This is a genomic window from Trinickia sp. (genome assembly GCF_051961175.1).
Classification (GTDB): Bacteria; Pseudomonadota; Gammaproteobacteria; order Burkholderiales; family Burkholderiaceae; genus Trinickia.
On sequence record NZ_JBQCDN010000246.1, the window covers coordinates 1 to 11,271 of the forward strand.

Annotated in this window: 12 protein-coding genes; all 12 read right to left on the reverse strand. The window is 62.1% G+C overall.

Annotated features, from left to right (window positions below):
* Positions 1-301 precede the first annotated feature (301 nt).
* Positions 302-892, reverse strand: a complete 591-nt coding sequence (locus tag ACTHL0_RS14965) for a nucleotidyltransferase family protein (RefSeq protein ID WP_440567593.1) — start codon at positions 890-892, stop codon at positions 302-304.
* Positions 893-1,136: 244 nt separating this feature from the next.
* Complete coding sequence (locus ACTHL0_RS14970) at positions 1,137-3,359, reverse strand: xanthine dehydrogenase family protein molybdopterin-binding subunit (RefSeq protein ID WP_440567594.1); 2,223 nt, start codon at positions 3,357-3,359, stop codon at positions 1,137-1,139.
* A complete protein-coding gene (locus tag ACTHL0_RS14975; RefSeq protein WP_440567595.1) occupies positions 3,356-4,378 on the reverse strand; it encodes an FAD binding domain-containing protein in 1,023 nt (340 codons plus the stop codon). Before ACTHL0_RS14975 ends, ACTHL0_RS14970 begins: the two co-directional genes overlap by 4 nt.
* Positions 4,379-4,397: 19 nt before the next feature.
* Positions 4,398-5,090: a 2Fe-2S iron-sulfur cluster-binding protein gene (locus ACTHL0_RS14980; RefSeq protein ID WP_440567596.1), complete on the reverse strand. Its 693-nt coding sequence runs from the start codon at positions 5,088-5,090 to the stop codon at positions 4,398-4,400.
* A 338-nt stretch (positions 5,091-5,428) separates the two neighbouring features.
* The gene (locus ACTHL0_RS14985) at positions 5,429-6,721 is read right to left on the reverse strand and encodes an aspartate carbamoyltransferase (RefSeq protein WP_440567597.1); all 1,293 of its coding nucleotides are present in this window, start codon (positions 6,719-6,721) and stop codon (positions 5,429-5,431) included.
* 118 nt (positions 6,722-6,839) lie between these two features.
* Complete coding sequence (locus ACTHL0_RS14990) at positions 6,840-7,106, reverse strand: hypothetical protein (protein ID WP_440567598.1); 267 nt, start codon at positions 7,104-7,106, stop codon at positions 6,840-6,842.
* On the reverse strand, positions 7,103-8,359 hold the full coding sequence (locus ACTHL0_RS14995; protein WP_440567599.1) for an alkaline phosphatase family protein: 1,257 nt from the start codon (positions 8,357-8,359) through the stop codon (positions 7,103-7,105). Before ACTHL0_RS14995 ends, ACTHL0_RS14990 begins: the two co-directional genes overlap by 4 nt.
* Positions 8,360-8,654: 295 nt before the next feature.
* Complete coding sequence (locus tag ACTHL0_RS15000; protein WP_440567600.1) at positions 8,655-9,143, reverse strand: NUDIX domain-containing protein; 489 nt, start codon at positions 9,141-9,143, stop codon at positions 8,655-8,657.
* 72 nt (positions 9,144-9,215) lie between these two features.
* Positions 9,216-9,782 carry a hypothetical protein gene (locus ACTHL0_RS15005; protein ID WP_440567601.1) on the reverse strand — a complete coding sequence of 189 codons (567 nt, stop codon included), beginning with the start codon at positions 9,780-9,782 and terminating at the stop codon, positions 9,216-9,218.
* On the reverse strand, positions 9,783-9,992 hold the full coding sequence (locus ACTHL0_RS15010; RefSeq protein WP_440567602.1) for a helix-turn-helix domain-containing protein: 210 nt from the start codon (positions 9,990-9,992) through the stop codon (positions 9,783-9,785). It lies immediately after the preceding gene.
* Positions 9,993-10,026: 34 nt separating this feature from the next.
* Positions 10,027-10,689 (reverse strand): dihydrofolate reductase family protein, encoded by a 663-nt coding sequence (locus ACTHL0_RS15015; protein WP_440567604.1) that lies wholly within the window; start codon positions 10,687-10,689, stop codon positions 10,027-10,029.
* Between the two features lie 115 nt (positions 10,690-10,804).
* Positions 10,805-11,266, reverse strand: coding sequence for an Lrp/AsnC family transcriptional regulator (locus ACTHL0_RS15020; protein ID WP_440567606.1), 462 nt, complete (start codon positions 11,264-11,266; stop codon positions 10,805-10,807).
* Positions 11,267-11,271 lie beyond the last annotated feature (5 nt).

The following is an 11,271-nucleotide window of genomic DNA, read 5'->3' on the forward strand; positions in this document are numbered from 1 at the left end:
GGGCAAATCCGAGACGGCGTCGAGGCTTGCCTCTTTTATACGCTATCCATGGGGACAGCGCGCGGCATTTCGGCGTGCGCTGCGCCGATGCGTTCGACGGACAGACGAGGGGAAAAGAAGAGCATTGGCCGTGCCCGCGGCCTGCGCGTCGTTCGCTGAAGACGGTACGGCGTCGGGCGGTTGCCAGAGGCGCTTGCTGCCATCTAAAGGGCGGCGCGTTTGGCAAGCATCGGATGAAGGTGGATCAGCCTTGATCGAGGCATGCCGGCATGCGGATACCCCCTCCGTCGAGAGAGGATCGCTAGCGTTGACGGTGCAGATCGGTATAGGTGTCGATATCGGCCAGCACGCCTGCGTCGTCGACTTCGAACGCCGTGACCTCAGCGGTTTCGAGGATGCTACGTGCACCGACGTCGCCATCGAGCGACGATAAGGCGTCGAGATGCATGGCGCCGAAGCCGACAGGGTGGCCGCGCCTTCCGCGATAGATCGGTGCGACGACCGAGGCACCACCGTCGACACCGCGCGCAACGGCCTCGATGGTCGCGGGGGCGATCCACGGCATGTCGGCCAATGCAACGACCCAGCCTTCGGCTTGCGCTGTGGCGCGGATGGCCGCGGCCAAACTCGCGCCCATGCCGCGCTCGGCATCGGTCGAGAAGACGACGTCGCAGCCCGCATCGTTGAGCGCGTGGGCGAGCGCTTCGGCGCCGGGCCGCACGACTGCCGTGACATGTGGCAAGACCGATAGCAGGGCGTGTGCGGCGGCGCAGGCCACGGGCGTCCCATCAGGCAGCGGCGTGAGCAGCTTGTTCTGCAGGCCAGTGGGATCGAAGCGCGTGCCGCGGCCGGCGGCAAGCAGCAGCCCGGTAGTGGACGAAGCGTAGGTCATGGCGGCGGTTTGCAGAGGTGGGCGTAATCGATGTTGGAATTGTGCGGTGCGTCATTGCCGCGAGGCAAGCGCCATCTGAAAGACCGCGTGGGCCTGGCCGCATATGACGTGCAGTCAGGCGCTGCGGAGGCCGTGGTCGCCATGCGCAGCGAACGGCTGTATTCGCGAGCATCAGCGCGCGTCCGGGTGCGGTTGGCGCAAGATGCAAGCGCGCCTGCCTTGCTGCCTTGCTTCGTGTCCCTCATCAAACGCTGCCCGCCCCCAGCAGCTTATCCAACGTAATCGGCAGATCGCGCACCCGCACCCCCGTCGCGTGATAAACCGCATTAGCGATCGCCGCCGGTACGCCGGTAATACCGATCTCCCCAATCCCGCGCGCACCGAGCGCATTGAAGTGCGGATCGGGCACGTTCAATACACTCACGTCGATCGTGCCGATATCGGCGTTGACCGGCACATGATACTCAGCGAGATTCGCATTGACGAAGCGCCCATAGCGCGGATCGAGCTCGCTGGCTTCTTCCAGCGCCGCGCCGATGCCCCATACGATCCCGCCCATGAGCTGACTCTTGCCCGTCTTCTCATTGAGCAACCGCCCCACATCGTAGACGGCAACAACGCGCGGCACACGGATCGTCCCAAGTGCTGCATCGACATGCACTTCGGCGAACACAGCGCCGAACGAATGAAAAGCATAGCGTTGCGCTTCCTCGCCGCGCCTGGCGGTGGCGTGCCCCTCGATCGGCTGCCCCCCGGCCCGCGCGATGACGGCCGCCGCGGGATCGCGTCGAGAAGCGTCGTTGCGTGCCACGACCCACCCGTCGACGACGGTGACGTCGGCCGTACTCATCCCATGCACGGGTGAGCCCGCATCCGCGCAAGCGATCTCGATCAAGCGCGCTCGCGCGGCGGCCGCCGCTTCTTTCACCGCCGGCGAAACGCTCGCGACCGATTGCGAGCCGCCCGAAACCGGGGCCTGCGGCAACGTGGAATCGCCGAGCGCGAAGCTCACGCGTTCGAGCGGAAAGCCGAGCGCATCCGCGGCCACCTGCGTCATCACCGTATAAGTGCCGGTGCCGAGATCCTGCGTGCCCGATGCAACGACGGCACTCCCATCGGGCAAGATGCGCGCGAACGCAGACGCTTCGCTGCGGTGCGCCGGGTAGGTGGCTGTCGCCATGCCCATCCCGATGAGCGTCGAGCCGTTGTGCATCGATCGTGGAGCATGCGAGCGTTTCGACCAACCGAATCGTTCAGCGCCCACCCGGTAACATTCGCGCAACTGCTTGCTCGACCAAGGCTTGCGTTCCTGCGGATCGATTTCCGCGTAGTTCTTCAGCCGCAAGGCAACGGGATCCATCTTCAACGCGGCGGCGAGTTCGTCCAATGCCGATTCGAGCGCGAACGAGCCGGTCGTTTCTCCGGGTGCCCGCATGAAGGTGGGCGTGCCGACGTTCAACGGCACGAGCCGGTGCGATGTCGCGAGATTCGGCACGTCGTACAACATGCGCGTGACGACGCCCGACGTTTCGGTCCAGTCTTCGAACGTCGAGGTGTTCGAGTACGTGTCGTGACGCAGGCCCGTGATCGCGCCGTCCTCGCGCGCGGCAAGCGCAAAGTGTTGTTCCGTATGAGGGCGCCCGCCGACGGGGCCGAACATCTGCGGGCGTGTCAATGACAGACGAACCGGCCGTCCCACTTGCCGGGCCGCCATCGCGCAAAGAACGACATGCGACCAGACCGAGCCTTTGCAACCGAACCCGCCGCCGACGAACGGAGAAATGATGTGGACGTCGTCGGGCGGTATGCCGAGAAACGTCGCCACGGCTTTCCTTGCACTGCTCACGCCTTGCGTCGTGTCGTAAAGGGTCAAGCGTGGCCCGTCCCAGGACGCCATGATCGCGTGAGGCTCCATCGGATTGTGGTGCTCCATCGGCGTCGTATAAACGGCATTGATGCGCACGCTGCCTGCGCGCAGCCCGTGTTCGATGTTGCCGCGCTCGGTGTCGGGTTTGCCGCCGATCATCGACGCAGGCGCATGGCCGCGCGCCTTGGCTGCGGCGAAGTTGAGTGTGGGAGGGGCGGACGCATACGTGACTTGTAGCTGCGAGGCGGCATCCACCGCGCGCTCGAGCGTATCGGCAACGACGACGGCGATCGGTTCGTTGTCGTATCGCACTTCATCGTTTTGCAGCAGAGAGAGCCGGCGCTGCGCAGGCGGCGACACTTCCGGCTCTCCCTCGTTCGGCAAACGCGGCGCGTTGCGCCCTGTCATGACATACAGCACACCCGGCATTGCTTCGGCACGTGTCGTATCGATCGATGTGACACGCCCGCACGCAATCGTGCTCGCCACCAGGACAGCGTGGGCCAGTTGCGCGGCAGGGAATTCCGCTGCGTAGCGCGCACCGCCAGTGACTTTCAGGACACCGTCGGTGCGGTCGAGTGGTTGGCCGATCGTGTTCATGCGGTGGCTCCTGTGACGCCGGCACGCTCGCGCCCGGCAGCGACATTGACGGCGCGCACCATTGCCCGCTCGGCGAGCAGCACCTTGTAACGGTTGTCCCGCAGCGGCCGCGCGTCGCGCATTTGCGCGGCTGCCGCTTGGCGCAGCGCGTCATCGCTGAGCGGTTGGCCGGTCAGCAAGCCTTCTGCGATGGTCGCGCGCCACGGCTTAGGTGCGACGCCTCCAAGCGCGATATGGATGACCGCGATCTTGTCGCCTTGCATGTGCAGGCCGGCGGCAACCGAGACGAGCGCAAACGCGTAGCTCGCACGGTCGCGGACCTTTAAGTAGCTGCTGTGATTCGACAGAGGCGAGGGCGGAAGATCGACGGACGTGATGAGTTCGCCGGGCTTCAGCGTCGTATCGATGTCGGGGCGATCGCCGGGCAGGCGATGAAACGCGCCGATCGGAATACCGCGTGCACCGTCGGGCCCGGTGACTTGGACCGTGGCATCGAGCGCCGCGAGCGCGACGCTCATGTCCGACGGATTGACAGCGATGCACGACTCGCTCGCGCCGAAGATCGCGTGGGTGCGATGGTAGCCGTCTACTGCAGCGCACCCGCTGCCCGGCGTGCGCTTGTTGCAAGCGGCAAATGCGGTGTCATAGAAGTAGGGGCAGCGCGTGCGCTGCATGAGATTGCCGCCTATCGTGGCCATATTGCGCAACTGAGCCGAAGCGCCTGCCAGCATCGCTTGTGTCAGCAAGGGATACTGCGATCGGATCAGCGCGTGATTGGCTGCGTCGCTATTGCGCATCAGCGCGCCGATGCGTACGCCGCCCGACGGCAGTGCGCTGATCGTGCCGATACCTTCGTCGCGCAAGTGCGTAATGTCGATGAGTTTCACCGGCCGTGCAATGCCGCCCTTCATTAAATCGAGCAGATTCGTGCCGCCGCCGATAAAGGCGGCACCGGGTTCGCCGGCCGCCCGTATTGCGGAGGCAATATCGTTCGCGCGTTCGTATGCGATCGCTTCCATGGCTTCGCCTCCTTTGCTTTTAACCGCGCTCGTAGACGACGCGTACCGCCGCGACGATGTCGGGATAGGCGCCGCAACGGCAGAGATTGCCGCTCATCCGCTCGCGGATCTCCGGTTCGGTCAGCGCGGGCGGGCGCATACGAACGTCCTCGGTGACCGCGCTTGCGGCACCGTCGCTGAACTCGTGAAGCAAGGCGGTGGCTGAGCATAGTTGGCCCGGCGTGCAGTAGCCGCATTGGAAGGCATCGTGTTCGATGAACGCGCGCTGAATGGGACTCAGCGTATCTTGCTGCGCCAGCCCTTCGACGGTCGTCACCGTTTCGCCTTCGTGCATGACCGCAAGCGTCAGGCACGAATTGATGCGACGGCCATCGACCAGCACCGTACACGCGCCGCATTGCCCGCGATCACAGCCTTTTTTTGTGCCGGTGAGACCGGCGTATTCGCGCAGGGCATCCAGCAAAGTCACGCGCGGTTCGAGTTGCAGTACGTAGGGGCGACCGTTGATCGTCAGATGCACGGGGCGCGCGTTCGCCGCGGGACGGGGCGCTAGGGAGGCGGGGGTGGACTGCGGCGTTGCCATCGGCTGCTCCTCGGCGGACAAATGCGGCGCTGCGCCGACGGTGGCGGCCGCGGCGGCGGATTGCAAGAACCGGCGACGCGCGAGATTCGGCGCGTGCGAGGCATCGTTGGGGAGGTCGGGCTTGGACATGGGCGATGAACGAAGCTCTGTGAAGGGCGACGCTACGACGCCGCCTGTTTAGGGCGATGCAAAACGAATTGAGCGAGCAAGCGCGATGCCTGCGCATGCGTGCGTGCGACACACGCGGCGCGGCACGCGGCGATCGCTCGATGAACTCAAACTCACGACGTCTCAAGGCGACTAAAGACGCGTCACGCGCGAGGGAGCGCGACGCGCGATGAGGCGCGCGTCAACGTGTTATAGCAGGTCGGTGAAAATCTGCCGCTTGGGATCCAGCGGCGGGATGCGCGTTTGGCGCTGTTTGTCGTTTTGCGCGGGTTTGTCGCCGTGATCTACCTTGAAGTCACTCAATCGATGCCATGAAACACGGCGTCATCGGGCCCGAGGTAGGCGGGCGGACGCCACGTCGTATCGCGCATCGAGTGTTGGACGAGGTGATCGACGCCGAGCAGGACAGCGAAAATCGCCATACGCACGGGAATGCCGTTGTCGGTTTGCCGAAAAATTGCCAGCCGCGGATCGTGATTGAGATCGGTGCTCAGATCGTTGGCGCCGGGCCGGCTATCGCGCGGCAGCGGGTGCATGATCAGCGTGTCGCGTCCGCATGTGGAATCGACGAGCGCCTGATTGATTTGAAATTCGGGGGTATAGCCTTCGAAAGATTCGTCGGCGAAGCGTTCCTTTTGAATGCGGGTGGCGTAAACGACATCGGCACCGCGCAGGCCGGACGTCAAATCGTTCGATTGTTCGACCACGTGACCGTTGCGCGATATCTGATCGACGATATAGGCCGGCATTTCGAGTGTTGGGGGCGACAGCAGCGTGAACTTGATGTCGCGGTAGAGCGCGAGGAGCTTGACGAGCGAATGCACGGTGCGCCCGTACTTGAGATCGCCCACGAGGGCGATATGGGCGCCGTCGACGATTTTTCCGAGCCGCGAGAATTCGCGCTGAATCGTATAGAGATCGAGCAGCGCTTGGCTGGGGTGCTCGCCCGGACCGTCGCCGCCGTTGATGACCGGGAGATTCGTGGCGCGGGCGAATTCGGCAACGGAACCTTGTTCCGGGTGGCGGACGACGAGGGCGTCGACATATCCGCTCATCACGCGGCTCGTGTCGTAGATCGATTCGCCTTTTGCCATCGACGAAAAGGTAAAACCCGTCGTATCGCAGACAGACCCGCCAAGCCGGCAGAACGCCGCGCCGAACGACACACGTGTGCGCGTACTGGCTTCGAAGAAGAGATTGCCGAGCACCGCGCCTTCCAGCACACGCGAGATTTTCTGGCGGCGGGCAATGGGTTGCATGACGTCGGCTACGCGGAACAGCGCCTCCACCGAATCGCGCGAGAACTGATCGACCGACAGGAGCTGAGCCTTGCCTTCGAACAGGATCTTGCTTGCGAGCGAAGCCGAATCTACGCTCTGCGTATACCCTTCCTCTCGTGCCTGATTGAGGGTGATTTCGGAGACGAAGCGGCCGACGATTTCGGGCATCGACCGGGACTCTTGCGAATCTTCAGGCAAAAGCCACGTATCCAAGGCCCGCCGACTGACCCCGATGCGATTCGCGAACGTGTCGCGGGTCATGTTCATGCGGCGCATGGCATCGCGCAGGAAGGCTTGCTGGGGAACGGTCATCGGCGCCTCGGAAGGTGAATGTATACGCGATGCGTATAGTACTTCGTTGGCGGGGGAAGTCAAGGAGAGGAGGCGGGAGCTGCTTTCCCGCTTCCAGAGATGGAATGCGCCTCGATGATCAACCGGTATGGCCACGAGCACCGCCGTGCCGGTGCCGGTGCCGCTTTTTGCGCTCTTCGATCAGTTGCGGCATCAATTCATCGATGTACCGTCTTGCGTCGCCTCGCGTAGCGATCCGTTTGAAGCGTTCGTGTGCCACGGCCTCGCCGGCCAACTCCTTATGCGCTTTGCGCAATACGTGCAGGAACCCCACGAGCGAGCTCGCCTCGGGTACCGGTTCGTGCTCGCGCGCATGCGGCGGAATCGTCGTCCTCGTCGTAGTCATGTTGCTACCCCCTGTGGGCAATCGGTGCGACAGGTATGCGTCTGCGCGATTAAATGCAGCAGGTCATTGGCATGCTTGTCGCGATCCGTGAGCGGTTGAAGACCGAACAGCCGCTGAAGTGTCGCGGGCACCGAGCTGTGGTCGTACTGCGTGTGATCGACTTGCCCGCGAGCGACCCACGGCGAGACGACGATCGCGGGCACGCGCACGCCCAAGACGTCGAATCGAAATCCGTTGGTGTTCAGCGTTGCCGATGCGCCATCGTTCGGGGGCGTGGCAGGGCCAGGCTTGGCAGAATCGTAAAAGCCGCCGTGTTCATCGTAGAGGATGACGAACAGGCTTTTGTCCCAAAGCGGCGAGTTACGGATTGCGCTGTAGACGCGGGCAACAAGTTTATCGCCGCCCGCGAGACCGTCCATCGGGTGCTGAGAGCTACCGTTCTCGTAGGTGTTGTTCGCAACGTCGCCGTAGCTGGGTTCGATGAACGTATAACGAGCAGGATAGTCTGCTGCGAGGTCGGCCTCGAAATGCTCCAGATCGTGGACGTCGAAGAAACTGATGCCTTTGATCGAGGCGACTTGTGGTATCCGGCCGCGTGGATCGCCCAAATGGTCCTGGTACAACCGATAGTCGCAGTTGCCTTTGCGAAGCGAGTCGAAAATCGATCCCTTCGGAAAGACCAGGCCATTGAGTCCTTCCCATTCGCACATCTCGGCTGAAGTGGGCGAATGATCGAGCCCGGCTGAGGATGCACTGTGGAGAAAATACCGGTTGGGCCAAGTCGGTCCGGGCAGAGACGAATGCCATGCGTCGCACAGCACGAACTCGGTTGCGAGTTGATAGAGCGCGGGGCACTGCGTTCGGGCGTCGACGCCGCGCATGACATCGCCCGCGTCGCCGATTTGCGGTGGGGCGCCTTCGGTACGGGTGGTCGCGTAGTTTGCGACGAAGCCGGAATTGTCGATCTTCGGATAGGGTTGGCCTTTTTGCAGCTGTACACCCTGGCCGCATAGCTGCTCGACGACATCAGTGAATTCGTGCCCGGGATCGGACGGCAATTGGCTGGGGGCGCCGCCGCCGAATGAGTAGGCGCTGCCGTTGTAGGTATTCGTGTTTTCAGTGGTGGCGGCAGTGATGCCGGGGATGCCCGACAACGCGAATAGATGATCGAAGGACCGATTTTCCAGCATCAGCACGAATACATGCTGAATAATCTCGTTTAAACCGTTTTCAGCCGCTTCATTTGCGCCCATAACCCATGCCCTCGCGATTTCATTGGCGTACCAAGCTGCGCTTCTACGTTAGTTTTTCTCGTTGATGCGGTAAGCGGCTCGAAGGCACATTGCTAGCCATATTGCGAGTCCACTCGAGCCTCAAGCGTTTCGGTGAGTGTAGTGCCTCGTCGACTGATCGGCAAAAGATAATGTAGCGGCCTTCTCGACGGGCGGTTTTCCCGAACGCTGGGTGGCCGTTCGCGAATGAAACGCGAGTTCAAAGGCGAGACAAGCGATGAGGATGTCCGACAGTAAAGGTGAGACAAGCGATGGGCTAAGCGCGCGAGTCTGCGCCGAGATAAGCGGCGACCGCCGCTGTTAGCGCGATGCCGGAAAGTTCTTCGGGCGATGCCAGCCGCGTTGCGATAATTTCACGATTATCGAGCCGCAGGTCGGGCGCGCTGTCGAGGCGAAGTTCAAAGAAATGCACACGGTCCCTTCGTCCATCCCAAACGCCGGAGACACTGCCCACTGAGCGCAAGGCGTTCGACGAGAAACCGAGCTCCTCTTGCATTTCACGCCGGGCCGCGGTGTCAGGCGCTTCGCCGGGGTGAATACTTCCGCCGGGCAGGCCCCACTCGGATCGATACGAAGACTTCACCAGCAACAGGGCCTGTCCCACGTAGATAGCGACTAGCGCGCCCTCGTGGCTAGGCCGTCGAACATGCCACCAGATGCGAGCCAGCCGGAATCCGACGCGAAGAACGATGCGCCAAATGAAGTCGGTTAGTCGGGATAACTGCGTTCGTTCGGGGCGCTGCATAAGGTTTTGCTTGTTCGTTCCGAATGGTTGCTGTGTAGCGAGAGGATGGCTCGATACTTCGGCCGGCGGGCGCTATCGGCGTCTTTTTCGTCTGGATTTCCTGGATCGGTCATAGACAAGGCCTGCCGTGAATGCGGAACCTAGTAGCAGAAAAAAAACCTCAATGCACACGTCGGTCACTAGCGTCGCTCCAGTGACCTTGTCGTCTGGGCGTACCGTGCCGCCGGGGGATACACGCAACTTCCCGATTGTAGTCTCGTTACAGTATCGTGCGAAAACTGCGGCCCGTTCACCGGCGCTGTCGGATTTCGGATCATGGCGAGCGTATTCGGGGGCGCCGCGAGGCGTCCATTCGTCGCTATAGCGATGTTCGTGATTGGCACCGAAACTCCAGTCTGCAGAAACGCGCCAATAGAAGCGGGACTTCGAAGCGTGCAGTGCGATGTCGCAGTGATCAAGACGCGCTTCGACGACGGGCCACGTGCGTGCTCGGTAAAGCGTGATGTCGTCGAAAAGTCCAGCTATCCCAACGAAAAACGAAAAAGCGACGATGAAGTAGAGCGGCACGCTGCCGAAGAAGCCGGGTGAACTTCTGCCCTTCACGTCATTGGCACGAGTTGCGGTTGTATGCTTATCCATCTAGCTGTCTTTTTTCCGCCGAATCCGAACGAATCCAACCTGCAACCCGAACAGCTTCGCAATACTGTTGAGCGATTCGACGGTCGGATTGCCGGTCCCACGCTCAACGTCCTGAATGACCCGACGGCTAACGCCTCGGTGCTGGGCGAATTCCGCCTGCGTCAAGCCCGCCATCTTGCGCATGGCTTTCATGGTCTCGGGAATGGTCATGTCGCCCTCTCCAATTTCGAGCAAACCTGCGGCTCTAGGCACCCGCAGCGCCCTTGCGCCTCAGGACCACATGTGTCGCTTTCTCCGACGCGACTGATTCGACGCATTCGTATCCCAGCGCCCGCAGATCGATTCCTTCGAACAGCGATTCTCCCCGGCCGAGCAAAACCGGCGTGATCGCAATGTGGAGTTCATCGATAAGCCCTTCACGAAGATACTGCCGGATCGTGTCCGGCCCGCCACCGATGCGAACGTCCTTTCCAGCAGCGGCCTCGCGCGCACGGTCGAGCGCTTCGCGAATGCCGCCAGTGACGAAATGGAACGTCGTGCCGCCTTTCATCTCGATGGAGGGGCGAGCGTGATGCGTTAAAACGAACACGGAACAGTGATACGGGGGCGTATCGCCCCACCAACCTTTCCAGTTCATGTCCGGCCATTCGCCACGAATGGGGCCGAACATGTTCCTTCCAAGAATCCAGGCGCCGACATTATGAAAGCCGCGCGCGGCGAATTCATCGTCAACGCCGGTCGTCCCGCCTTCTTTGCCGAAGAGGGCTTGCTGGAACGTGCGTGTGGGGATCAACCACTGGTGCAGTTCCGTCCCGGCAACGCCGAGCGGATTATTGATGTCCTGATTGGGGCCTGCTCCATACCCGTCGAGCGAGAGAGTGAAGCACGCAACGCGAACTCGGGTCATCGTTTGCCTCCGTTTAGATGTCTAAAAGAGAATCAATCGACGCTGGCGCCGGCCTATGCCTACGAACACTCGCAAACCTTGCGGCGCACCGATCGAACCAGTGAGCTTACGCGCCTTAAACCGAAGGCGCTCCAAGAATCGGTTTGACCGGATAGGTGGCCAATACGACGGACGTCGTGACGGGCCCAAACTTCGCCAGTGCGTCGATGGCAGCTTCGAGCTGCGCCATCTCCTCCACCACCACGCGCACGATAAAGCAATCTTCACCGGTGATGCGATGAGCCTCGACAATCTCCGGCATGGCGTCGAAAGCGCTCAGGCAATGTTTGATCTGGGCGTGCGTGGTGCGGATTCGAACGAGTGCAGCGATGTGCCGACCCACGAGGCTCGGATTCACACGCGCCGCGTAGCCTTCGATGACGCCACATTCCTCGAGCCGCTTGATGCGGGCCGTCACAGCAGGCTGAGAAAGCCCGATCTGCTTACCGAGTTCCGTATTGGTGATGCGCGCGTTGCGCTGCAGCGCCTCCAGGATTCGCCAGTCGAGCCTGTCTAACGCCACAGACTTAGGTTTCATTTGCC